Origin of the sequence: Vreelandella gomseomensis (assembly GCF_031451645.1) — a bacterium.
Lineage (GTDB): Bacteria > Pseudomonadota > Gammaproteobacteria > Pseudomonadales > Halomonadaceae > Vreelandella > Vreelandella gomseomensis.
This window is the reverse complement of sequence record NZ_JARWAI010000006.1, coordinates 172372-195686: the sequence shown is the minus strand read 5'-3', so window position 1 is coordinate 195686 and position 23315 is coordinate 172372. Positions and strand designations below refer to the sequence as shown.

Genomic DNA, 23315 nt, shown 5'->3' with positions numbered 1-23315 from the left:
GGCGGGCGATTCTAACGCAAAGCCGCTGGGGGATTAAGGTGTATCGTCGTCAATCTTCAAGCCAGCGATCCAGGTGCGCCTGAGTGAGCTCGCCGACGTGGATGTCGAGGGTGTTACCGTCGCCGTCGAACAGCACGGTGGTGGGCAGCCCGGGGGCCTCGACCAGCGACAAGAGCATCTGGCCCGGGTCGCGCAGGGCATAGCGGAAGCGTAGCTGCTGCTCGTCCAGATAGCGCACGATGGGCAGCAGCTCCTCGCCCTGGTTGGCGACCACGACGGCCACGCCCGCGCGCTGATCCGCCTCGGCGAGCAAGGGCATTTCGCGCCGGCAGGGCGGGCACCAGGTGGCCCACAGGTTGACGATGATCCGGTCGTGGTCGTCGGCAAGCGACGGCAGATGAACCGAATTGCCGTCGATGTCTTCCAAGGTCACGTCGGGCAGGGCCTTGACGCTCGTGTCGTTGCCCAGCGGCGCCAGGGTCACCAGTACCAGCCACAGGCTTGAAGCGCCCACCAGAAGCGCCATGGCACCGCCCATGGCGATCAGCCGCGAGCGCAGCGTCCAGGCCGTCCATGCAAGTCCCGCGACCAGCCCCCAGAGCCCCTGGTAGCCCGGCTGCCAGACTTTCAGCGCCGTCAGCGGGGCGCCGCTGAAGCTGTCGAGGTGCATGACGACATGGCCAAGGCGAGCGGCGATCAGCCAGACGACCACCAGGCCCAGAAACCAGCGCTGATGATGGCGCGGAGGCAGTCCCAGCAAATAGCGCGTGCTGACCAGCAGGGTCAGGGCACAGGCAAGGGCGTAGAGGCGAGGGAGTGAAATCAACAGTGGGCCAAGGGTGATGGCGTTCATGGTTTTCCCGTTGAGCAGGTACACTGACGCACCATACCATGGAGCCGCCCATCACGGAGACCCCTATGCCTCAAGCTGCTTTTGACAAACTACGCGCGTTCGCCATCGGTTCCCAGGCGCTGGGCCTGACGCTGATCATCGCGCTGGAGACCTGGCTGAACGACGCGGCCCGCCCCTGGCAGGGCGTGGTGCTGGCGGCGATGCTGAGCACTGCCCTGGTCATCGCTCTGATCCGGCTGTATCGGCGCAACCTGGCGCGCAAGCGCTGGGCCGAGCGCGTCGAGGACGACGGCGACGGCTAGCGTTGGAAAACGTTGCTTGTATTTTTTGCGTTCCAGTTCCAGATTAATAGCAGACCCCAGCGTGTACCGATGGGGCGCTGAATCCTACAGGGAGCGATTAACAAGATGATGAACAAGCGCATATTAGCCACGGCCGTGGCCGTTTCTTCACTGGCACTGGCTGGGGCGGCCCAGGCTGAGGTCAAAGTGGGCTTTCTGGGGGGCTTTACCGGGGGTATTGAGAGTTTGACGCCGCCCATCTTTGATGGCGCACAGCTGGCGGTTACCCAGATCAACGAGCAGGGCGGCATCTTGGGCGGTCAGACGCTGGAAATGCCGTCGGGCGATACCACCTGTTCCGACGCTTCGGCCGCGTCTAACTCGGCGGACCGCATGGTCAACTCGGAAGACGTCACGGCGATTGTCGGGGCGCTGTGCACCGGTGCCACCATTGCGGCCGCCAACAACGCGGCCATTCCCGGCGGTGTGGTCATGGTCTCGCCAGCGTCTACCGCACCGGCGGTGACCGAGCTTGACGATAACGACCTGGTCTTCCGCACCGTGCCTTCTGATGCGTTCCAGGGAGAAATGCTGGCCAAGTTATTGATCGAGAAAGGTATCGATGAAGTCGCCGTGACCTTCGTCAACAATGATTACGGTCAGGGGCTGTCGGACGCGTTTACCGCGACCTTTGAGGCGGAAGGCGGCACCATCGTGGAAAGTCTGGCCCACGAGGACAACCGTGCCGACTACCGCTCCGAACTGGGCATCCTGTCCTCCACCGGCGTGCAGACGCTGGTCGTGCTGGCCTACGCCGATACCTCGGGGCAGACCGTGCTGCGTCAGGCCTCGGAAAGCGGCGTGTTCACCCAGTACGTAGGGGCCGACGGCATGGTCGGCAATAGCCTTGTCGAGGCCGTGGGCGCTAATGTACTGGAAGGCATGATCGCGACCCGCCCCGGCAGCCCGGATCTGCCCGGCACCGATATTTTCATTGAAGCCGCCGAAGCTGCCGGTATCGATCCTGAAGCGGTCTTTGCCGCCCAGGCCTATGACGCAGCTTTCCTTGTCGCGCTGGCTATCGAGCAGAACGGCAGTGCCGAGCGTGAAGGCTTATCCGAGGCGCTGCGCGATGTGGCCAGCGCACCGGGGGAAGCCATCCTGCCCGGCGAGTGGGAGAAGGCTGTCGAGCTGATCGCCCAGGGTGAAGAAATCAACTACGAAGGGGCTTCTGGCAGTCACGAGTTTGACGATAATGGTGACGTGCCCGGCATCGTGGTTGAAATGACCGTCGAAGATGGCGAGTTCAAGCGGGTTGGTGAGCTGGCTGAAGACTAGGATAAAGTGGCCAAGACCGCTATGACCGCCCCAGCCACGCGCTGGGGCGGTTTTTTATGGCTCAGTCGTGGTGCTTGATGCGCTCCGGCAGCAGCCCCTTGGGGGCAAAGCGCAACACCAGCGTGATCAGCACGCCAATCACCAATACCCGGGCCTGGAGGGCGCGACTATCGATGGTGGCGGGCGCCTGCCAGTCAAAGGCAAAGGCACCGAAGGCCACGGCGAGATCCATCAGGTAGAGGGCCAACGGCCCTGACATGATCCAGATAATATACACTGTGATGGCGCCGAAGATGGTGCCCAGGTTGTTGCCGGGCCCGCCCAGAATCACCATGACCAGCACCAGGAAGGTATGATTCAGCGGCAGATAGCCGTTGGGGTCGAACAGGCTGTTGAAGCTTGCCATTACCCCGCCGCCGACACCCATCAGGATGCAGCCCAGCACAAAAATCTCCAGGCGCCGCCGGTTGATATTCTTGCCCATGGCCGCTGAGGATAGTTCATTATCGCGAATGGCGCGGATCATGCGGCCCCAGGGAGCGTGATAGGCGCGGTGGAGCAGAAAGAAGATCGCCGCGATAATCACCGCCGTCAACGACAGGTAGATCGCCCGGGACAGGGTGAAGCCCAGGTCGGCGGGGCCGGGGGTCGGCCAGGGCAGCGGCGACACCGTCGCGGTGCCGCGGGTGAGCCAGTCGGAATTCTTCAAGAAGGCCTTGATGATCTCGGCAATCCCCAGGGTCGCAATGGCCAGGTAATCGCTGCGCAAGCCCAGGCAGACGTGGCCGATAAAGTAGCCGACGCCGCCCGCCAGGGCGCCGCCGACGATCCAACCTGTCCAGGCCGGCAGGCCCAGCCCACCCACAAAGCCCGCCTGGGACTCGATCGCGGCGGTCACCTCACGTAACTGGCTGATCACCACCATGTACAGCACGATGGCCAGCAGCACGGTGAATACGGTGCGGATCCGCTTGGGCACCCCCAACCGGGTGAGCCGCGAGGCCGCGACCACCAGCAGCGTGGCGCCGACGGCGTAGAGCAGTACCTTGCCAAGCTCGCCGGGGAGTTCGCTATCCCAGAAGGCCTCGTTGACCGGCACGCTGAACAGCATGGCGCTGACGCCGCCCAGGGCGACAAACCCCATGACACCGGCGTTGAACTGGCCGGCATAGCCCCACTGAATGGTCAGCCCCAAGGCCAGGATGGCGTAGCACGCGGCTTCCACCAGCATGCGCGTGCTGTAGGCAGGCCCCATGACGCCATAAACGCCGACAATCGTGACCAGCAGCAGGCCAAACAGGCAGAGCTCGCGTAGCGGCAGGCGCGATGCCTTGGGCGTCGCGTCCTGAGGGGTGTAGTTGTTGTCAGCCATCAGATCACCTTGCCTTTGAAGATGCCGGTGGGGCGCCAGACCAGAATGGCCACCAGAATGAAGAACGGCACCACGATTTTATATTCGGTGCCCACGAAGGCCAGGTTGGACGGTAACTCCAGCCAGGTGGGCAGGCTGTCGCGGAAGGGGCGCAGTAACACGGCCCAGTTGAACACTGCCAGATTTTCGGCAAAGGCGACGACGAAGCCGCCGGCGACGGCGCCGAAGGGGTGGCCCACGCCACCGACGATGGCGGCGGCGAAAATCGGCAGCAGCAGGAAGAAGCTGAGGTCGGGCTTGAACGTGACATCCAGCGACAGCAGCGTACCCGCAATGGCGGCAAGGCCCCCGGCAATCACCCAGGTAACGGCGACGATGGTGTTGGTGTTGATGCCCGAGGCCTGCGCTAGTTCGGGGTTATCGGACATCGCGCGCATGGCTTTGCCGAGCCGCGAGCGGCTCAGGAACAGATGCAGGGCAATGACCGCGACCAGGGTGATCACGAACAGATAAATCTGCGGCTCGGTAATCACGATGGGCACGCGCACGTTCTCAAACGGCAGCATGCGAAAAATTTCTTTGCGGTCGTCGACGTAAAGGCCCTGCCCGCCGGTGCCGGAAAACAGCCGGATAAGCCCCTGCAGGATCAGGGTGACGCCCAGCGAGGCGATAACCATGACGATGGGTTTGACGCCGTGGGCGCGCAGCGGCTTGTAAAACGCCTTGTCGATGCCGACCGCCAGGCAGGCCGTCAGCAGCATGGCCACAGGGAGCATAATGAGCGCGGTGGGCACGCCGATGCTCATGCCGATGCCGGGGAAGGCTGTGGTGAGCACCAGCACCATGAAGGCACCAAAGGTCATCATGTCGGCGTGGGCAAAGTGGGCAAAGCGCATGATGCTGAAAATCAGCGTGACGCCAATCGCCCCGATGGCGTAGATGGCGCCGGTGACACTGCCGGCGATCACCACGTTGTTGATAAAGAAAACCAGTTCATTCACGTTATTGTCCCCTGGGCTAGCCGCCCAAAAAGCTTTTGGCCACGTCTGGATCGGCAAGCAGTGCGGCGCCGGTATCGGTAAAGCGGTTCTGGCCTGCGGCCAACACAAAACCTTTATCGGCAATGGCGAGTGCCTGCTTGGCGTTTTGTTCGACCATCAGGATGCCGACCCCGGCCTCATTGATGTGCTTGACCCGGTCAAAGATCTCGTTCATGTAAAGCGGCGACAGCCCGGCGGTGGGTTCGTCAAGCAGCAGCAGGCTGGGTTCGGCCATCAGCGCACGGCCCATGGCGACCATCTGGCGCTGGCCGCCGGACAGCTCGCCCGCCGGCTGATGGCGCTTTTCCCTGAGAGGGGGAAAGAATTCGTAGACCTGGTCGAGCATGCGCTTGACGTTCTGGGGCTTCAGAAAGGCCCCCATCTCCAGGTTTTCCTGCACGGTCAGGCTGGGGAACACGTTCTTTTCCTGGGGCACAAAGCCCATACCGCGCTCGACGAGCTGGTTGGGCGCCAGGTTCTGGATGGGCGTGCCGTGGAGCAGAATATCGCCCTGATTGACGTGCAGCAGCCCGAAAATCGCTTTCAGCAGCGTTGATTTTCCCGCCCCGTTCGGACCGACGATCACCCCGACCTCGTCGGCGTCCAGCGACATGTTCACCCCGTTGAGGATGTTCATGCTGCCATAGCCGCCGAAGACGTCGCGTGCTTCAATTAAAGGCATGGTGAAAAAGTCTCTCGTGTAGAGCCACCTGGGGGGTGTGGCGTTGTTGGAAGCCTTGCGCCTTCATCCGTCACGCGGCTCCGGCGCCGAAGTAGGCGTCGATAACCTCGGGGTTGTTCTGGATATCCTCAATATGGCCTTCGACCATCACCTGGCCCTGGGCCAGCACGATGACGGGGTCGCAGAGTCTGGCAATCATGTCCATGTCGTGCTCGATGACCAGGAAGGTGTAGCCCATCTCGCGGTTGAGACGCTCGATGTTGCCGATCAGGTCGCCAAGCAGCGTGCGGTTGACCCCGGCGGCAATCTCGTCAAGCAGCACGATCTTGGCGTTGGTCATCATCGTGCGGCCCAGCTCCAGCAATTTCTTCTGCCCGCCGGAGAGGTTGCCGGCGAGCTCGTTGCGCACGTGATGAAGGCCGACAAAGTCGATGACCTCAAGCGCCCGCCGGCGAACCTCGGCTTCTTCATGGCGCACCAGGCCGGGTTTGAACCAGGCGGTGAACAGGTTTTCGCCTGCCTGCTCGGGCGGCACCATCATCAGGTTTTCCAGCGCGCTCATGTGGCTGAATTCGTGGGCGATCTGGAAGGTGCGCAGCAGACCCTTGTGAAAACGCTGGTCGGCGCTCAGCGCGGTAATATCCTCGCCGTCCAGCAGGATGCGCCCGCTGTCCGGCTGCAACGCGCCGGCCATCAGGTTGAATAATGTCGACTTGCCCGCGCCGTTGGGGCCGATCATGCCGGTAATCGAACCCTTCTCGACGCGAATAGAGCAGTCGTTGATGACCTGAAGGCCACCAAAGGCTTTATTGACCTGCTGAACCTCGATAAGCGGGGTCATGGGTTTCCTCATCTACTGGGCAAGGCGGTCAACGCCTGGGTGTCACTCCCTGCGCCGCCGTGGGTGGCGGGCGCCTCGGTCGGGCAGGCGTGCAGCACCCGCCGCGATTCAAACGCTTGTGTGAGCGAGATAATAGAATAATCCCCTGTGCTGAGGATAGCGCTACTTTGCGCTACCCTCAGCCTGCTTTCCAGGCGTCAACCGTTTAGGTTGCGTTGGGGGAGCGGCTTGGCAAACAGGGGGCATTCACGTGACCGCCAGATGGCAGGCAAAAAGAAGCCCGCGTTCAAGCGGGCTTCGGGAGGCGACTTACTTCTTGCTTGAGCGCTTGCGCTCGTTTTCCTTGAGCAACTTCTTGCGCAGACGGATATGGCTGGGTGTCACTTCCACCAGCTCATCCGAGTCCAGGAACTCGATGGCCTGCTCCAGGGTGAAGTTGATCGGCGGCGTCAGGACGATGTTTTCATCGTTACCCGTGGAACGCATGTTATCCAGCTTCTTGCCCTTGGTCGGGTTGACCACCATGTCGTTGGCACGGTTGTTGATGCCGATCAGCATGCCTTCGTAGACTTCCGTGGCGTGATCGACGATCAGCTTGCCGCGCTCCTGAAGCGTGTAAAGGGCGTAGGCCAGGGCTTTGCCGTCGACCATCGATACCATGACACCGTTACGCCGCTCGATTGAGGCGTCCGGCTTCAGCGGACCGTAGTGGTCAAAGCGGCTGGTCAGGATGCCGGTACCCGAGGTCAGGGTCAAAAACTGGCCGCGGAAGCCGATCAGGCCGCGCGCCGGGATGATGAAGTCCAGACGAACGCGGCCCTTGCCATCCGGGTTCATGTTGGTCATCTCGCCCTTGCGATAGCCAAGCTCTTCCATGATGGCGCCCTGGTGCTGCTCCTCACAGTCGATGATGACCTCTTCGTAGGGCTCCTGCTGTTCGCCGTCGATTTCACGGATGATGACCTCGGGGCGGCCAACGGCCAGCTCGAAGCCTTCCCGACGCATGGATTCGATCAGCACCGAGAGGTGCAGCTCACCGCGTCCCGAGACCTTGAATTTTTCCGGCGTGTCGCCCTGCTCAACGCGCAGCGCCACGTTGTGGATCAGCTCCTGCTCCAGGCGATCCTTGATATTGCGGCTGGTGACGAACTTGCCGTCCTTGCCGGCGAACGGCGAGTCGTTGACCTGGAACGTCATCGATACCGTCGGCTCGTCGACGGTCAGCGGCGGCAGCGCCTCCACTTGGTTGACGTCGCACAGGGTATCGGAAATCGCCAGGTTCTCGATGCCGGTGATGCAGATGATGTCGCCTGCGGTGGCTTCGTCGGTCTGTACCCGGTCGAGGCCCATATGGGTCATGACCTGGCCGATCTTGCCCTTGCGCGAATGGCCTTCCTTGGTCACCACGGTAATCTGCTGGTTGGGCTTGACGCTGCCGCGGGAAATGCGGCCAAGGCCGATGACGCCCACGTAGCTGTTATAGTCCAGCGCCGAGATCTGCATCTGGAAAGGCCCGTCGTTCTCGACCTTGGGCGCATCGACGATATTGACGATGGACTGGAACATGGGCGACATGTCGTCAGCCAGCTGATCGGGCTCGGGGCCGGCAATGCCGTTGAGCGCCGAGCAGTAGATGATCGGGAAGTCGAGCTGCTCGTCGGAGGCCCCCAGGTTGTCGAACAAGTCGAAGATCTGGTCGATGACCCAGTCGGGGCGCGCGCCGGGGCGGTCGATCTTGTTGACCACCACGATCGGCTTCAGGCCACGATCAAAGGCCTTCTGGGTCACGAAGCGGGTTTGCGGCATCGGGCCGTCGACGGCGTCAACCAGCAGCAGTACCGAGTCGACCATCGACATGACGCGCTCGACCTCGCCACCGAAATCGGCGTGCCCGGGCGTGTCCACGATGTTGATGTGGTAGTCGGTGCCGTTGCCATCCTGCCACTTGATAGCCGTGTTCTTGGCCAGGATGGTGATGCCACGCTCCTTTTCCTGGTCATTGGAGTCCATGATCCGCTCTTGGCCTTCGGCCTTGCGGTCGAGCGTGCCGGACTGGCTTAACAGTTTGTCGACCAGGGTAGTTTTACCGTGGTCAACGTGGGCGATGATGGCAATGTTGCGAAGATTCTCGATCACGACGCGATCCTGCTAGAAAAATAGGGCGGCATTATAGGGTCTCGGTGCGGTCCACTACCAGCACTGTATTATTTAAAGCATCAATACAATAACCTTTTGGCAGCAGTTTTCGCGCTGATGGCGCATCCGGTAAGATAGACGTTTTCCCAGATGGGGCAAGGACATGAGCATCGGCCACCTGATGCGGTTGCTAAGCGACGGCGACGTTCATTCCGGTGAACAGCTGGGTAACGCGCTGGGCGTCTCTCGCGCTGCGGTGTGGAAACAGTTAAAGAAATTGGAAGCGCTCGGCGTCGAACTGGTGGCGGTGAAGGGGCGTGGCTATCGACTGGCTCAGCCGTTGGAGCCTCTGGTCGGCGCCAGGATCGTCGAGCGCTTGCCCGCCCAGGCGCGCCACCATCTGGCGCGCCTGTTTGTCGAGGATCAGCTGCCGTCGAGCAATGCCTTCCTGCGCGAGCGGTTCGAGCAGGGCGCCGGCCATGCCGAGGTGTGCCTAGTCGAGCTGCAGACGGCCGGGCGCGGCCGGCGCGGGCGTGTATGGACAACCCCGTGGGGGCAAAGCCTGATGCTGTCCGTGGGCTGGCGCTTTGAGGCCGGTGTCACGGCGCTGGAAGGCTTGAGCCTGGCGGTGGGCGTGGTAGTCACCCAGGTGCTCGAGCATCACGGCGTGGCCGCGCAGCTTAAATGGCCCAACGACATTCTGCTTGCCCAGCGTGATAGCGACGCGCTGGGCAAGCTGGCCGGCATCCTGGTCGAGGTCACCGGCGATGCTGCAGGCCCTTGTGAAGTCGTCATCGGGATGGGCATGAATCTGCGGCTACCCGAGGCCATGCGCGAGGCCATCGAGCAGCCGGTGGCGGCGCTGTTTGATGAACTGCCATCGCTGTCACGCAATCAGCTGGCCGCGGACGTGGTCGCCGGGCTGCTCGACATGCTGGCGGGCTTTGAGCAGCAGGGCTTTGCACCCTGGCGGAAGGCCTGGAACCAGCGCCACGCATACGCTGATCAGCCCATCCGGGTTATCCAGGGGCGTCAGACCAATGAGGCGGTCGCCGGCGAAGTCGACGATAGTGGTCACCTGTGGGTGACCGAGTCGGGTCACCCGAGGCGTCTGTCGGGCGGCGAAATCAGCGTACGTAGGCGCTTATGATTCTTGACCTGGATATTGGCAATACGTTGTCCAAATGGCGGCTGAAAGACGCTGACAGCAGTGAAATCCGCTCGCGAGGTGCGGTATGGACCCGCGAAGAGTGGCGCCCCGGTGCCGACATTCCGGATCTTGACGTGGTCGAGGCGGTGCGTATTTCCAGCGTTGCCCGTGCGGCGGTACTCGACGAGACCGTGGGGCTGCTGCGGCGTCGCGTGCGCCATGTGCATGTGGCCCGCTCGACCGCAGAGGCGCTGGGCGTAGTGAACGGCTATGCAGAACCCGGGCGCCTGGGCGTTGACCGCTGGCTGGGTGCCCTGGCGGGGTATCAGCTGGCAGGGGGGTGCTGTGCGGTCGACTGCGGCAGTGCGATCACCATCGACTTTGTGCTGCCCGGCGGGCAGCATCTGGGCGGCTTTATCGTGCCGGGACTGAGGTTGATGAAAGAGAGCCTGAAGCTGGGTACGCGCAACGTCGCCATCGACCCCGAAAGCGAGGCGGACGAGCTGCTCGAGCCGGGGCGTCGCACGGTGGATGCGGTCAACCATGGCATCTACATGGCGGCGGTGAGCGCTATCAACCGAATTTACAGCGAAGTGTGTGACCAAGAGGGCGTGGCGCTGCCGATGCTGCTGACCGGGGGAGATGCGCGGGTCATTTCACGCGGGGTTCAGGTGCCCCATGCGGTATGGCCGGATATGGTGTACGGCGGGCTCGAGGCGCGTTTTCCGCTGACGCTCGCCGAGCGCGCCGGCAAGATGGCCGGTGCGCCGCGCGTACCCGATCCGGTGTCGCTTGAAAAAATTCGTGCGGGCCTTGCATTCTCGATGCTGCTTTGACAGAATGCAGCGCGTTCCAAGGCAGGCGGTCAGCAGTCGGCAGCATCGTGACGTCGAAGTGTTGAGCGGGATACATTGATAGCTTGCTAGTGCTATCAGTGACTTGACAATGCTTTTGGGGCTGGCATAATGTGCCGCCAAAGATGGAGAGGTTCCCGAGTGGCCAAAGGGAGCAGACTGTAAATCTGCCGCGAAAGCTTCGAAGGTTCGAATCCTTCCCTCTCCACCAGCTTTAGGCGCCATCGATTAAAGTCGGTGACGTGGAATGAAAACCGGTAGCGGGCGTTATAGAGAATGAGTGCGCATCGGCTGATCATTCTAAAGCCGGTAAGGCGGGCGTAGTTCAATGGTAGAACCTCAGCCTTCCAAGCTGATGGTGCGGGTTCGATTCCCGCCGCCCGCTCCAGTTAGGTGCTTGATCTTGTAGTACTTGGCTCATGTAGCTCAGGGGTAGAGCACACCCTTGGTAAGGGTGAGGTCGACGGTTCAAATCCGTCCATGAGCTCCAAATTGAAAAAGAAGCGAGCGATGCTCGCTTTTTTTGTCGCTGTCATCGGGCTTGAGTTCGGGTGGTGGCGTTGAAAGGGGGTTGTCAGGTGGTGATTTCTCCGCTACCATGGCGCCCGCTGTTGTGCAGGCTGAATAAGTTGTCTGTGCAGGCATTGATACAGGCCAGTAGCTCAATTGGCAGAGCAGCGGTCTCCAAAACCGCAGGTTGGGGGTTCGATTCCCTCCTGGCCTGCCAGTCTTCCCCAGGCTGGTATGTCTTTAAAGAATTCCTTTATCGCTCGCTGCACCCTGAGGAGTCTCGTTTTTATGAAGCCGAGTTCTGTGAAGCATGGCGCCGAGGTGCAACAGACGCGCCATGACGGGCTCAAGTGGGCGGCAGTTATTGCGTTGCTTGTTGTTGCCGTTGTAGGCAATACCTATTTTGCTGATATTGGCCTGATCTACCGTGTGTTGGGCGTTGTGGTGTTGTGTGTGCTGGCTGCCCTGCTGGCGCTGACAACCACCAAGGGTCGCGATCTGGTGGAGCTGGCGCGAAGCGCTAAGAAAGAGATTCAGCGCGTTGTATGGCCAACTCGGGCCGAAACTATCCAGACCACGGCCATTGTCCTTGTCGCCGTGCTGGTGGTCGGGCTGATGCTTTGGCTGATTGACACTCTTCTTGGCTGGGCGATGTCCGGCGTTATTGGTTAGGAGCTTTCATGTCCAAACGTTGGTACGTCGTTCACGCCTATTCCGGCTTCGAAAAGCATGTGATGCGCTCGCTGATCGAGCGCGTCAAGATGTATGGCGTTGAAGATCGCTTTGGCGAAATTCTGGTGCCCACCGAAGAAGTCGTTGAAATGCGTGACGGCAAGCGCCGCAAGAGTGAGCGCAAGTTCTATCCCGGCTATGTGCTGGTCGAGATGGAGATGGCCGACGATACCTGGCACCTGGTTAACGAAACCCCACGCGTGATGGGGTTTATCGGTGGTACCAAAGAAAAGCCCGCGCCGATCACCACCCGCGAGGCTGACGCCATTCTGCGGCGTGTGCAGGACGGCACCGACAAGCCGCGTCCCAAGACCATGTTTGAGCCGGGGCAATCGGTGCGTGTCGTCGACGGCCCCTTCGCCGACTTCAGCGGCGTGGTGGAAGAAGTCAATTACGAAAAGAGTCGCCTGCAGGTCAGCGTGCTGATCTTCGGGCGTGCTACGCCTGTCGAGCTCGAGTTCGCGCAGGTAGAGAAAGAGTAAACGCAAGAAGATTCGTGTCAGGTGGTGTCGTCGCCTGACAAAGACCGGGGAGCCGCAAGGCGTTACCACCCAACTGGAGTGAAAAGCGATGGCCAAGAAAGTACAGGCTTACATCAAGCTGCAGGTTGCAGCAGGTAAAGCCAATCCAAGTCCGCCCGTCGGCCCTGCGCTGGGTCAGCACGGCGTGAACATCATGGAATTCTGCAAGGCGTTCAACGCCGAGACTCAAGACATTGAGCCCGGCCTGCCGACGCCTGTCGTGATTACCGTCTACTCTGACCGTAGCTTCACGTTCGTTACCAAGACGGCACCCGCTGCGGTGCTGCTCAAGAAAGCCGCCGGCATCAAGTCGGGTTCAGGCGTGCCGAACAAGCAGAAAGTCGGCACGGTAACGCGCGAGCAGCTTGAAGAAATCGCCAAGACCAAAGAGCCTGACCTGACGGCGGCTGATATGGATGCAGCGGTTCGCACCATCGCGGGCAGCGCCCGTAGCATGGGCCTCAACGTGGAGGGTCTGTAATCATGGCGAAATTGACTAAGCGCGCGAAGCTGATTCGCGAAAAAGTCGACACCAACAAGGCCTACTCCATTGAAGAAGCGGTGGCGCTGCTCTCTGAGCTATCGACCGTCAAGTTCAAGGAGTCCGTGGATGTCGCGATCAACCTGGGCGTTGACCCGCGTAAATCCGATCAGGTCGTACGTGGCGCTACCGTTATGCCTAACGGTACCGGCAAGGACGTGCGCGTAGCCGTCTTTACTCAGGGTGCCAATGCCGACGCCGCCAAAGAAGCTGGCGCCGACATCGTGGGTATGGACGACCTGGCCGAACAGGTCAAGAAGGGCGTGATGGACTTTGACGTCGTCATCGCTTCGCCGGATGCCATGCGCGTGGTCGGTCAGCTGGGCCAGATTCTGGGTCCCCGCGGCCTGATGCCCAACCCGAAAGTGGGCACCGTGACGCCTGACGTCGCCACCGCCGTGAAAAACGCCAAAGCCGGTCAGGTGCGCTTCCGCACCGACAAGAACGGCATTATCCATACGACATTGGGTAAGGCGGATTTCGACGCGGCAGCGATCCACGGCAACCTGGAAGCACTGGTCGCCGACCTGAAGAAGCTCAAGCCGAGTACTTCCAAAGGTGTCTACCTCAAGAAAATGACCCTGTCCACTACCATGGGCCCGGGTCTGACCGTCGATCATTCCGCGTTTGTATAAGCGCTAGATCGTCAGGTTTCAGCAACAACCGAGCAATAACTTTGCGGTCCCTCGGCCGATGCCGAGGCGCCGTCAAAGACCGCAGGTGCCGTGGCTTCCATGAAGGCATGGCTTAATCGCTCTTCGAGCGCCTGCGCAGATGGTGTGGCCGCCAGTGGGTTAGCAACGCTGCTTTTCTGGTGAGCACCATCCTCTAAGGCTTCCTGCCGGCAGTACGGGTGGGAAGAGATGGTAACCACCGGAACCTTTAATGGGTTCCGGCACGAAGGAGTGATCACTGTGCCACTAGCACTTGAAGGCAAGAAAGCGATTGTTGCCGAGGTCAGTGAAGCGGCCAAGGACGCACTCTCCGTCGTAGTTGCCGATTCTCGCGGCGTGACGGTCGGCAAGATGACCGATCTGCGCAAGCAGGCGCGCGAGAATGGTGTCCAGATTCGTGTTGTTCGCAACACCCTGGCACGCCGCGCCCTCGAAGGCACCCAGTGGGAATGCCTGACCGAGAGCTTCGTTGGTCCAACGCTGTTGGCCTTCTCGACAGATCATCCGGGCGCTGCTGCTCGTTTGTTCAAAGAGTTTGCCAAGAGCGACAAAGACTTCGAAGTGAAAGCGCTGGCCTACGAAGGTGAGCTGATTCCGGCTGCTGACATCGACCGTCTGGCAACCCTGCCGACCTACGACGAAGCAATCGCCAAGCTGATGTCGGTAATGAAAGAAGCCTCCGCTGGCAAGCTGGTTCGCACCCTGGCCGCCCTGCGCGACCAGAAAGAAGAAGCGGCGTAAACGCTTCTTCCGGGCGGCATGAGCTGCTGTTGCAGACGGCTGCCTGAACCAGCCAATGAATCCTGAGTCGTCGGCAAACCGAGACTCCCGCAAAGTTAGGAATGAAACAATGGCACTGACCAAAGACGATATCATCAATGCTGTAGCCGACATGTCCGTCATGGAAGTTGTCGAGCTGATCGAAGCAATGGAAGAAAAATTCGGCGTCTCTGCCGCGGCAGCCGTTGTCGCTGGCCCGGGTGGCGGCGAAGCACCTGTTGAAGAAGAGCAGACTGAATTTGACCTGGTGCTGGCGTCTGCCGGTGACAAGAAAGTTAACGTCATCAAAGCAGTTCGCGAGATTACCGGTCTTGGCCTCAAGGAAGCCAAGGGTGCCGTTGACGGCGCGCCGGCGACCATCAAAGAAGCCATGTCCAAGGAAGACGCTGAAGCAGCGAAAGCGAAGCTGGAAGAAGCGGGCGCAAGCGTCGAGCTCAAGTAATTCTTGTGCCGGATGCTTTACGCGCTGCGTAAGCTTCCACGGCTGGCGGCGGGAAATCCCGCTGCCGGCCTTTTTCTGTTGTAACTGAACGGTGAAGCAGAATCGTTGTAGTACGGTTATCGAAAGACTGTTATCGACCAAGATTTTTGACGGCGAGCTACCCGACCAGGAGCTTGCTGTTCGCGTCTGACACGCCTGCAGGGCAGATGACCACGCATCGGTCACCCATGGTGAACAAGCTGGGGAATACAGATGGCTTACTCATATACTGAGAAAAAACGCATCCGCAAGGATTTCGGCAAACTGCCACAAGTGATGGATGTGCCTTACTTGCTGGCCATCCAGCTTGATTCCTATTACGACTTTCTCCAGCAAGATCGTTCGCCCGACGAGCGGCACGAGGTCGGCCTGCACGCGGCGTTCAAGTCCGTGTTTCCGATTGAGAGCTTCTCCGGAAATGCGGCGCTTGAGTATGTCAGCTACCGGTTCGGAACGCCGGCGTTCGATGTTAAGGAGTGCCAGCTGCGCGGGGTAACTTACTCCGCGCCGCTGCGCGTCAAGGTTCGCTTGATCATCTATGATCGCGATTCCTCGAATAAAGCAATCAAGGATATCAAAGAGCAAGAAGTCTATATGGGGGAAATTCCCCTGATGACGGAGAACGGTACCTTTGTGATCAACGGTACCGAGCGGGTTATCGTTTCCCAGCTCCACCGCAGCCCCGGTGTCTTCTTCGATCATGACAAGGGCAAGAGCCACTCCTCCGGTAAGCTGCTCTATTCAGCGCGGGTGATTCCTTACCGTGGCTCCTGGCTGGATTTCGAGTTCGATCCCAAGGACAACGTCTTCGTGCGTATCGACCGTCGCCGCAAGCTGCCGGCGTCCGTACTGATGCGTGCGCTGGGTATGAGCACGGAAGAGATTCTCGACGAATTCTTTGAAACCAGCGTTTTCCATGTCGAAAAGTCCGGCTTCTCGGTGGAGCTGGTGCCATCGCGCCTGCGCGGCGAAACGGCCACCTTCGACATCAAGGACGGCAACGGCGAGATTATCGTCGAAGAAGGCCGCCGGATCACCCAGAAGCATATCCGCCAGCTCGAAAAAGCCGGGCTCGAGCGTCTGGACGTGCCGATGGAGTATCTGTTCGGCAAGACGCTGGCCAAGGATCAGATCGACGGCAAGACCGGCGAGCTTATCTGCCCGTGCAACACCGAAATCACCCCGGACGTGCTGGAAGCCATGGCGCACGGCGGTATCAAGCGCATCGAGACGCTGTATACCAACGACCTCGACTGTGGCTCGTTCATTTCCGATACGCTCAAGCTGGATACCACCGGATCGCAGCTCGAAGCCCTGGTGGAAATCTACCGCATGATGCGCCCCGGCGAGCCGCCCACCAAGGAAGCCGCCGAGACGCTGTTCCACAACCTGTTCTTCACTGAGGATCGCTACGACCTGTCGGGCGTGGGCCGCATGAAGTTCAACCGTCGTCTGCGCCGCGAGGGCGACACCGGTTCCGGCGTGCTGGACCGTAAAGACATCCTCGACGTGCTGCGCGAGCTGATCAATATCCGTAACGGCTTCGGTGACGTTGACGATATCGATCACCTGGGCAACCGCCGTATTCGCTGCGTCGGCGAAATGGCCGAAAACCAGTTCCGTGTCGGTCTGGTGCGCGTTGAGCGTGCGGTTAAAGAGCGTCTTTCCATGGCGGAAAGCGAAGGCCTGATGCCGCAGGATCTGATCAACGCCAAGCCCGTGGCGGCGGCGGTAAAAGAGTTCTTTGGCTCAAGCCAGCTGTCCCAGTTCATGGATCAGAACAACCCGCTGTCGGAAGTTACCCACAAGCGCCGTGTGTCAGCCCTCGGCCCGGGTGGTCTAACCCGCGAGCGTGCTGGCTTCGAAGTGCGTGACGTACACGCCACGCACTACGGCCGTCTGTGCCCGATCGAGACGCCGGAAGGCCCGAACATCGGCCTGATCAACTCGCTGGCCACCTACAGCCATACAAACAGCTATGGCTTCCTGGAGACGCCTTACCGCAAGGTGGTTGACCGTAAGTTGACCGACGATGTAGTACACCTCTCGGCGATTGAGGAAGGTGACTTCGTCATTGCCCAGGCCTCGGCAGCCGTCGATGAGTCCGGCAATCTGAGCGATGACCTGGTGCAGGTGCGCCACAAAGGCGAGACCACCTTCATGCGTCCCGACCAGGTGACGCTGATGGACGTATCGCCGCGCCAGGTAGTGTCGGTGGCCGCAGCCCTGATTCCGTTCCTCGAGCACGATGACGCCAACCGCGCCCTGATGGGTTCCAACATGCAGCGTCAGGCGGTGCCGACCCTGCGTGCCGAGAAGCCGCTGGTGGGTACCGGCATGGAGCGCTTCGTTGCGCGTGACTCCGGTGTCTGTGCCGTGGCGGGGCGTGGCGGGGTTATCGACTCCGTGGACGCGCGCCGGGTAGTGGTTCGGGTCAATGAAGATGAAATCATCGGCGGTGAAGCCGGTGTGGATATCTACAACCTGACCAAGTACACCCGTTCGAACCAGAACACCTGCATGAACCAGCGCCCCATCGTGCGGCCTGGTGACAACGTGGCACGCGGCGATATTCTCGCTGACGGCCCGTCCGTGGATATGGGTGACCTGGCGCTTGGTCAGAACATGCGTATCGCGTTCATGCCCTGGAACGGTTACAACTTCGAGGACTCCATCCTGCTCTCCGAGCGAGTGGCCCAGGAAGACCGTTTCACGACCATCCACATTCAGGAACTGACTTGTGTGTCCCGGGATACCAAGTTGGGGCCGGAAGAGGTGACCTCGGACATCCCCAACGTCGGCGAGTCGGCGCTGGGCAAGCTGGACGAGGCGGGCGTCGTCTACATCGGTGCCGAAGTCGGCCCGGGCGATATTCTGGTCGGCAAGGTAACGCCCAAGGGCGAAACCCAGCTGACGCCGGAAGAAAAACTGCTACGTGCCATCTTCGGCGAGAAAGCGTCTGACGTTAAAGACACCTCGCTGCGTGCCCCGACCGGCATGAAAGGCACGGTGATCGACGTTCAGGTGTTTACTCGCGACGGCGTCGAGAAAGATTCGCGCGCCCTGTCCATCGAGCAGATGCAGCTGGATGAAGTGCGCAAGGACCTGCAGGAGACCTATCGTATCGCCGAAGATGCCACCTTTGAGCGTCTCAAGCGTACCCTGGAAGGTCAGGTGGTCAATGGCGGGCCCAACCTCAAGAAGGGCGATACCCTTGATGAGGCGTACCTCGACGAACTGCCGCGTCAGCAGTGGTTCAAGCTGCGTCTACAGGATGAGTCCTACAACGAGTTGCTGGCCCAGGCCGACGAGCAGCTGGAAAACCGTCGTAAAGAAATGGACGAGCGCTTTGAAGACAAGAAGCGCAAGCTGACCCAGGGCGACGACCTCGCGCCGGGCGTGCTGAAAATCGTCAAGGTCTACATGGCCGTCAAGCGTCGCATCCAGCCGGGCGACAAAATGGCCGGTCGTCACGGTAACAAGGGTGTTATTTCGGCGATCATGCCGGTTGAAGACATGCCGTTCGACGAGACAGGCGAGCCGGTGGATGTGGTATTGAACCCGCTGGGTGTTCCGTCGCGCATGAACGTCGGTCAGATTCTCGAAACCCACCTGGGGATGGCGGCGCGTGGCCTAGGCGTCAAGATCGATGCCATGCTGCGCGATGCACGCGGCCAGCAAGTGGCAGAGATCCGTGACTTCCTGGGTCAGGTGTACAACACGCCGGGCACCCGTGTGGAAGACATCGATTCGCTGAGCGATGACGAAGTGATTGCCCTGGCGAAAAACCTCAAGGCGGGCGTGCCGATGGCAACGCCGGTGTTTGACGGTGCTCAAGAGCACGAAATCAAGCACCTGCTCAAGCTGGCAGACATTCCCGAGTCGGGTCAGATGACATTGTACGATGGCCGAAGCGGCGATGCGTTTGATCGCCCGGTCACCGTTGGCTACATGTACATACTGAAGCTTAACCACTTGGTCGACGACAAGATGCACGCGCGTTCTACCGGTTCTTACTCGCTCGTCACCCAGCAGCCGCTGGGCGGTAAGGCGCAGTTCGGTGGTCAGCGCTTTGGTGAGATGGAAGTGTGGGCGCTGGAAGCTTACGGCGCGGCCTACACGCTGCAAGAGATGCTCACCGTCAAATCGGACGACGTCGAAGGCCGCACCAAGATGTACAAGAACATCGTGGATGGCGACCACACCATGCAGGCAGGCATGCCGGAATCCTTCAACGTACTCGTGAAGGAAATCCGCTCGCTGGGCATCGATATCGAGTTAGAGAGCTAGGAGCCGTCCCATGAAAGATTTGGTGAAAGTACTCAAATCGCAATCTCAGTCCGAAGAGTTTGACGCGATCAAGATTACCCTGGCGTCGCCGGACATGATTCGCTCCTGGTCGTTCGGCGAGGTGAAGAAGCCTGAGACCATCAACTACCGTACGTTCAAGCCGGAGCGGGATGGTCTGTTCTGTGCCAAGATCTTCGGCCCGGTGAAGGACTACGAGTGCCTGTGCGGCAAGTACAAGCGCATGAAGCACCGCGGCATCATCTGCGAGAAGTGCGGCGTTGAAGTGACCAAGGCGGCCGTGCGTCGTGAACGCATGGGCCACATCGAGCTGGCGTCCCCGGTGGCGCATATCTGGTTCCTGAAGTCACTGCCGTCGCGTATCGGCATGTTCCTCGACATGACCCTGCGTGATATCGAGCGCGTGCTCTACTTCGAAAGCTTTGTCGTTATCGATCCCGGCATGACCACGCTGGAGCGTGGTCAGCTGCTGAACGATGAGCAGTATTTTGAAGCGCTGGAAGAGTTTGGCGACGATTTCGACGCCCGCATGGGGGCCGAAGCCGTTCAAGAGCTGCTCAAGGACATCGATCTGGAAGAAGAGATCAATCATCTGCGCGAAGAAATTCCGCAGACCAACTCTGAAACCAAGATCAAGAAGCTTTCCAAGCGCCTGAAACTGCTTGAAGCCTTCTACCATTCCGGTAACGCGCCGGCGTGGATGGTCATGGAAGTGCTGCCCGTGCTGCCGCCGGATCTGCGTCCGCTGGTACCGCTCGACGGCGGCCGCTTCGCGACCTCGGATCTCAACGACCTTTACCGTCGTGTGATCAACCGTAACAACCGCCTGAAGCGTCTGCTTGATCTCAATGCGCCGGATATCATCGTGCGCAACGAGAAGCGGATGCTCCAGGAAGCGGTCGATGCGCTGCTGGATAACGGCCGTCGCGGTCGCGCGATCACGGGCTCCAACAAGCGCCCGCTGAAATCGCTCGCCGACATGATCAAGGGTAAGCAGGGGCGTTTCCGTCAGAACCTGCTGGGTAAGCGCGTCGACTACTCGGGCCGTTCGGTAATTACCGTGGGCCCGACCCTGCGTCTGCATCAGTGCGGCCTGCCCAAGAAGATGGCGCTGGAGCTGTTCAAGCCGTTCATCTACTCCAAGCTGCAGTCGTTGGGCTACGCCTCAACGATCAAGGCCGCCAAGAAGATGGTCGAGCGCGAGCTGCCGGAAGTGTGGGACATCCTTGCCGATGTTATCCGCGAACACCCGGTACTGCTGAACCGCGCGCCCACGCTTCACCGTCTGGGTATCCAGGCGTTCGAGCCGCTGCTGATCGAAGGTAAGGCCATCCAGCTGCACCCGCTGGTGTGTGCTGCCTACAACGCCGACTTCGACGGTGACCAGATGGCGGTTCACGTACCGCTTACCCTGGAAGCACAGCTTGAAGCCCGCGCGCTGATGATGGCGACCAACAACGTGCTGTCGCCGGCCAACGGCGAGCCGATTATCGTGCCGTCGCAGGACGTGGTGCTGGGTCTGTATTACATGACCCGTGAAAAGATCAACGCCAAGGGCGAAGGCATGATCTTCTCCGGCCTCGACGAGGTGGAGCGTGCCTTTGGTACCCAGTCGGTGTCACTCCACGCCCGCGTCAAGGTGCGTCTCGACGAGGTTGACGTCGACGAGGAAACCGGCGACAGGTCGTCTCACCGCCGTGTCTATGACACCACGGTGGGTCGTGCGCTGCTGTTCCGCATTCTGCCGGAAGGCGTGCCCTTCGAACTCATCGATCAGGCGATGAAGAAGAAGGCGATTTCCAGCCTGATCAACGAAGTCTATCGTCGGGCCGGCCTCAAGCCGACCGTTATCTTCGCTGACCAGCTGATGTACACCGGTTTCCGTCTGGCCACCTGGTCCGGCGCGTCCATCGGCGTGAACGACTTCGTCATTCCCGATGCGAAAACCGAGATCGTCGACGGCGCTGAAGCGGAAGTCAAAGAGATCGAAGACCAGTTCTCCTCCGGCCTGGTAACGGCGGGCGAGAAGTACAACAAGGTCATCGATATCTGGTCCAAGGCCAATGATAAGGTGGCCAAGGCGATGATGGCGGGCATCTCGAAAGAGACCGTCATCGACCGCGACGGCAACGAAGTCGAGCAGGACTCGTTCAACAGTGTCTTCATCATGGCCGACTCCGGTGCCCGTGGTAGTGCCGCCCAGATCCGTCAGTTGGCGGGCATGCGTGGCCTGATGGCCAAGCCGGACGGTTCGATCATCGAAACGCCGATCGTCGCCAACTTCCGTGAAGGTCTGAACGTACTGCAGTACTTCATCTCGACCCACGGCGCGCGTAAAGGACTTGCGGATACCGCACTTAAGACCGCCAATTCGGGCTACTTGACCCGTCGACTGGTCGACGTGGCCCAGGATCTGGTCATTACCGAGGCGGATTGCGGTACCGAAAACGGCCTGACGCTGCACCCGATCATCGAAGGCGGCGACATCATCGTGCCGCTGTCCCAGCGCGTGCTGGGTCGTGTGGTGGCCATCGATGTGGTCGATCCGAGCACGGAAGAGGTACTGATTCCGCGCGGTACGTTGCTTGACGAGAAGTGGTGCGCCGATCTCGACACCATGGGCGTCGATGAGATCATCGTGCGCTCGACCATTACCTGTGAAACGCCGCACGGCGTGTGTTCTGCCTGTTACGGGCGTGATCTGGCGCGCGGTCATCAGGTCAACATCGGCGAATCGGTGGGTGTTATCGCCGCCCAGTCCATTGGTGAGCCGGGTACCCAGCTGACCATGCGGACCTTCCACATCGGCGGCGCGGCATCGCGGTCGTCGGCCGTGGATAGCGTCCAGGTCAAGCACGGCGGCAAGGTACGTCTGCACAACATCAAGCACGTCGAACGTGCCGACGGCAAGCTGGTCGTGGTATCCCGCTCGAGCGCCCTGGCCGTTGCTGACGACCATGGACGTGAGCGTGAGTACTACAAGCTGCCCTACGGCGCCGAGCTGTCCGTTCGCGACGGCGACGTTGTCGATGCCGGTACTACGGTCGCCAAGTGGGATCCGCACACCCACCCGATCGTGGCCGAGGTGGAAGGTCAGGCGCAGTTCATCGACCTCGACGAGGGTGTCACCATGCACCGCACCGTCGACGAGATGACCGGCCTGTCGTCCATCGAGGTGATCGAATCAGCCGCACGTCCCATGGCAGGTCGCGACAAGCGCCCGATGGTCATGCTCAAGGACGCGGCGGGTGAGTACGTATCGGTCTCCGGGTCGAACACGCCGGTGCAGTACCTGCTGCCGGGTAAATCGATCATTTCCGCCGACGACGGCGCGACAATCGGTGTAGGTGAAGTGGTCGCCCGCATTCCGGTGGAAGCCTCGGGCAACAAGGATATTACCGGTGGTCTGCCGCGCGTGGCCGACCTGTTCGAAGCGCGTAAACCGAAAGAGTCGGCGATTCTGGCCGAAATCAGCGGTGTCGTAAGCTTCGGCAAGGAAACCAAGGGCAAGCGTCGCCTGACGATCACGCCCGAATCCGGGGATGCCTTTGAAACGCTGATCCCGAAATGGCGTCAGATTGCGGTATTCGAAGGCGAAGCCGTCGAGAAGGGCGAGGTCATTTCGGATGGCCCGAGCAACCCGCACGATATTCTGCGGCTGCTGGGCGTGGCCGAGCTTGCCAAGTACATCACGGCCGAAGTTCAGGACGTTTATCGTCTCCAGGGCGTTGGCATCAACGACAAGCACATCGAAGTGATCGTGCGTCAGATGCTGCGCAAGGTGGAAATCACCGACTCGGGCGACTCGGACTTCATCACTGGTGATCAGGCCGAGCTGGTTCGCGTGCTGGAACAGAACGAGCGCCTGGAGAAGGAAGAAAAATTCCCGGCCAAGTACCAACGCCTGCTGCTGGGTATCACCAAGGCCAGCCTGGCCACCGAGTCGTTCATTTCGGCGGCGTCGTTCCAGGAAACGACCCGCGTATTGACCGAGGCAGCGGTGACCGGCAAGCGCGATTATCTGCGTGGCCTGAAAGAAAACGTTGTAGTGGGTCGACTGATTCCGGCAGGTACCGGTCTGACTCACCACGCGGAACGTCGTCGCAAGCGCGAAGACGTAGAGCGCCTGTTCAACCCCTCGGCGACCGAGGTAGAGCAGGAGCTGGGAGCTCAGTTGACCGCGTTGGATTCCGACGACGAGCTCTAACATTGCTATCTGGC

The 23315-nt window shown here is 60.5% G+C and carries 18 protein-coding genes and 4 tRNA genes; 16 read left to right on the top strand and 6 right to left on the bottom strand.

Annotated features, from left to right (window positions below; all coding sequences use genetic code 11):
- Positions 1-49: 49 nt before the first annotated feature.
- Complete coding sequence (locus QC815_RS09880; protein ID WP_230447665.1) at positions 50-853, bottom strand: TlpA disulfide reductase family protein; 804 nt, start codon at positions 851-853, stop codon at positions 50-52.
- Between the two features lie 65 nt (positions 854-918).
- Between QC815_RS09880 and QC815_RS09875 the strand changes: the two genes are divergently transcribed.
- Both QC815_RS09875 and QC815_RS09870 read left to right on the top strand, forming a co-directional pair.
- Positions 919-1155 (top strand): hypothetical protein, encoded by a 237-nt coding sequence (locus QC815_RS09875; protein ID WP_230447666.1) that lies wholly within the window; start codon positions 919-921, stop codon positions 1153-1155.
- Between the two features lie 105 nt (positions 1156-1260).
- Entirely contained in the window at positions 1261-2472 is a 1212-nt protein-coding gene (locus tag QC815_RS09870) for an ABC transporter substrate-binding protein (RefSeq protein WP_230447667.1), read from the top strand.
- A 61-nt stretch (positions 2473-2533) separates the two neighbouring features.
- On the opposite strand, the gene QC815_RS09865 is transcribed toward QC815_RS09870, so the two are convergent.
- The 5 genes from QC815_RS09865 to typA all read right to left on the bottom strand — a co-directional run bounded on the left by QC815_RS09865 (position 2534) and on the right by typA (position 8543).
- Positions 2534-3844, bottom strand: a complete 1311-nt coding sequence (locus QC815_RS09865) for a branched-chain amino acid ABC transporter permease (RefSeq protein WP_230447668.1) — start codon at positions 3842-3844, stop codon at positions 2534-2536.
- Complete coding sequence (locus QC815_RS09860; protein WP_230447669.1) at positions 3844-4845, bottom strand: branched-chain amino acid ABC transporter permease; 1002 nt, start codon at positions 4843-4845, stop codon at positions 3844-3846. The genes QC815_RS09865 and QC815_RS09860 overlap by 1 nt, the downstream gene beginning before the upstream one ends.
- A 16-nt stretch (positions 4846-4861) precedes the next feature.
- Complete coding sequence (locus tag QC815_RS09855) at positions 4862-5566, bottom strand: ABC transporter ATP-binding protein (RefSeq protein WP_230447670.1); 705 nt, start codon at positions 5564-5566, stop codon at positions 4862-4864.
- A gap of 70 nt (positions 5567-5636) precedes the next feature.
- The gene (locus QC815_RS09850) at positions 5637-6407 is read right to left on the bottom strand and encodes an ABC transporter ATP-binding protein (protein WP_230447671.1); all 771 of its coding nucleotides are present in this window, start codon (positions 6405-6407) and stop codon (positions 5637-5639) included.
- Positions 6408-6716: 309 nt separating this feature from the next.
- Positions 6717-8543, bottom strand: a complete 1827-nt coding sequence (gene typA, locus QC815_RS09845) for a translational GTPase TypA (protein WP_230447672.1) — start codon at positions 8541-8543, stop codon at positions 6717-6719.
- Positions 8544-8706: 163 nt separating this feature from the next.
- Here typA and QC815_RS09840 point away from each other — a divergent pair, with 163 nt between their 5' ends.
- From QC815_RS09840 to rpoC, 14 genes are all read left to right on the top strand, one after another.
- A complete protein-coding gene (locus tag QC815_RS09840) occupies positions 8707-9693 on the top strand; it encodes a biotin--[acetyl-CoA-carboxylase] ligase (protein WP_230447673.1) in 987 nt (328 codons plus the stop codon).
- On the top strand, positions 9690-10529 hold the full coding sequence (locus tag QC815_RS09835; protein WP_230447674.1) for a type III pantothenate kinase: 840 nt from the start codon (positions 9690-9692) through the stop codon (positions 10527-10529). The genes QC815_RS09840 and QC815_RS09835 overlap by 4 nt, the downstream gene beginning before the upstream one ends.
- A 145-nt stretch (positions 10530-10674) precedes the next feature.
- Positions 10675-10758, top strand: a tRNA-Tyr gene (locus QC815_RS09830).
- Positions 10759-10861: 103 nt separating this feature from the next.
- A tRNA-Gly gene (locus QC815_RS09825) sits at positions 10862-10935 on the top strand.
- Positions 10936-10962: 27 nt separating this feature from the next.
- Positions 10963-11037 (top strand) — tRNA-Thr (locus QC815_RS09820).
- Between the two features lie 161 nt (positions 11038-11198).
- Positions 11199-11274 (top strand) — tRNA-Trp (locus QC815_RS09815).
- A gap of 71 nt (positions 11275-11345) precedes the next feature.
- Positions 11346-11729, top strand: coding sequence for a preprotein translocase subunit SecE (gene secE / locus QC815_RS09810; protein WP_027337496.1), 384 nt, complete (start codon positions 11346-11348; stop codon positions 11727-11729).
- An 8-nt stretch (positions 11730-11737) separates the two neighbouring features.
- The gene (gene nusG / locus QC815_RS09805; RefSeq protein ID WP_309768271.1) at positions 11738-12271 is read left to right on the top strand and encodes a transcription termination/antitermination protein NusG; all 534 of its coding nucleotides are present in this window, start codon (positions 11738-11740) and stop codon (positions 12269-12271) included.
- 88 nt (positions 12272-12359) lie between these two features.
- Complete coding sequence (gene rplK, locus QC815_RS09800; RefSeq protein ID WP_309768269.1) at positions 12360-12791, top strand: 50S ribosomal protein L11; 432 nt, start codon at positions 12360-12362, stop codon at positions 12789-12791.
- Between the two features lie 2 nt (positions 12792-12793).
- Positions 12794-13486, top strand: coding sequence for a 50S ribosomal protein L1 (rplA, locus tag QC815_RS09795; RefSeq protein WP_230447677.1), 693 nt, complete (start codon positions 12794-12796; stop codon positions 13484-13486).
- Between the two features lie 279 nt (positions 13487-13765).
- Positions 13766-14266 (top strand): 50S ribosomal protein L10, encoded by a 501-nt coding sequence (gene rplJ / locus QC815_RS09790; RefSeq protein ID WP_230447678.1) that lies wholly within the window; start codon positions 13766-13768, stop codon positions 14264-14266.
- Between the two features lie 109 nt (positions 14267-14375).
- Positions 14376-14747 carry a 50S ribosomal protein L7/L12 gene (rplL, locus tag QC815_RS09785; protein ID WP_230447679.1) on the top strand — a complete coding sequence of 124 codons (372 nt, stop codon included), beginning with the start codon at positions 14376-14378 and terminating at the stop codon, positions 14745-14747.
- 252 nt (positions 14748-14999) lie between these two features.
- Complete coding sequence (gene rpoB / locus QC815_RS09780; RefSeq protein WP_230447680.1) at positions 15000-19076, top strand: DNA-directed RNA polymerase subunit beta; 4077 nt, start codon at positions 15000-15002, stop codon at positions 19074-19076.
- A gap of 10 nt (positions 19077-19086) precedes the next feature.
- Entirely contained in the window at positions 19087-23301 is a 4215-nt protein-coding gene (gene rpoC / locus QC815_RS09775; RefSeq protein WP_309768266.1) for a DNA-directed RNA polymerase subunit beta', read from the top strand.
- Positions 23302-23315 lie beyond the last annotated feature (14 nt).

Bases quoted from the DNA above. Each gene is read 5' to 3' on its own strand.
- QC815_RS09880 (WP_230447665.1), bottom strand. From the start codon at position 853: ATGAACGCCATCACCCTTGGCCCACTGTTGATTTCACTCCCTCGCCTC.
- QC815_RS09875 (WP_230447666.1), top strand. From the start codon at position 919: ATGCCTCAAGCTGCTTTTGACAAACTACGCGCGTTCGCCATCGGTTCC.
- QC815_RS09870 (WP_230447667.1), top strand. From the start codon at position 1,261: ATGATGAACAAGCGCATATTAGCCACGGCCGTGGCCGTTTCTTCACTG.
- QC815_RS09865 (WP_230447668.1), bottom strand. From the start codon at position 3,844: ATGGCTGACAACAACTACACCCCTCAGGACGCGACGCCCAAGGCATCG.
- QC815_RS09855 (WP_230447670.1), bottom strand. From the start codon at position 5,566: ATGCCTTTAATTGAAGCACGCGACGTCTTCGGCGGCTATGGCAGCATG.
- QC815_RS09850 (WP_230447671.1), bottom strand. From the start codon at position 6,407: ATGACCCCGCTTATCGAGGTTCAGCAGGTCAATAAAGCCTTTGGTGGC.
- QC815_RS09840 (WP_230447673.1), top strand. From the start codon at position 8,707: ATGAGCATCGGCCACCTGATGCGGTTGCTAAGCGACGGCGACGTTCAT.
- QC815_RS09835 (WP_230447674.1), top strand. From the start codon at position 9,690: ATGATTCTTGACCTGGATATTGGCAATACGTTGTCCAAATGGCGGCTG.
- secE (WP_027337496.1), top strand. From the start codon at position 11,346: ATGAAGCCGAGTTCTGTGAAGCATGGCGCCGAGGTGCAACAGACGCGC.
- nusG (WP_309768271.1), top strand. From the start codon at position 11,738: ATGTCCAAACGTTGGTACGTCGTTCACGCCTATTCCGGCTTCGAAAAG.
- rplK (WP_309768269.1), top strand. From the start codon at position 12,360: ATGGCCAAGAAAGTACAGGCTTACATCAAGCTGCAGGTTGCAGCAGGT.
- rplA (WP_230447677.1), top strand. From the start codon at position 12,794: ATGGCGAAATTGACTAAGCGCGCGAAGCTGATTCGCGAAAAAGTCGAC.
- rplL (WP_230447679.1), top strand. From the start codon at position 14,376: ATGGCACTGACCAAAGACGATATCATCAATGCTGTAGCCGACATGTCC.
- rpoB (WP_230447680.1), top strand. From the start codon at position 15,000: ATGGCTTACTCATATACTGAGAAAAAACGCATCCGCAAGGATTTCGGC.
- rpoC (WP_309768266.1), top strand. From the start codon at position 19,087: ATGAAAGATTTGGTGAAAGTACTCAAATCGCAATCTCAGTCCGAAGAG.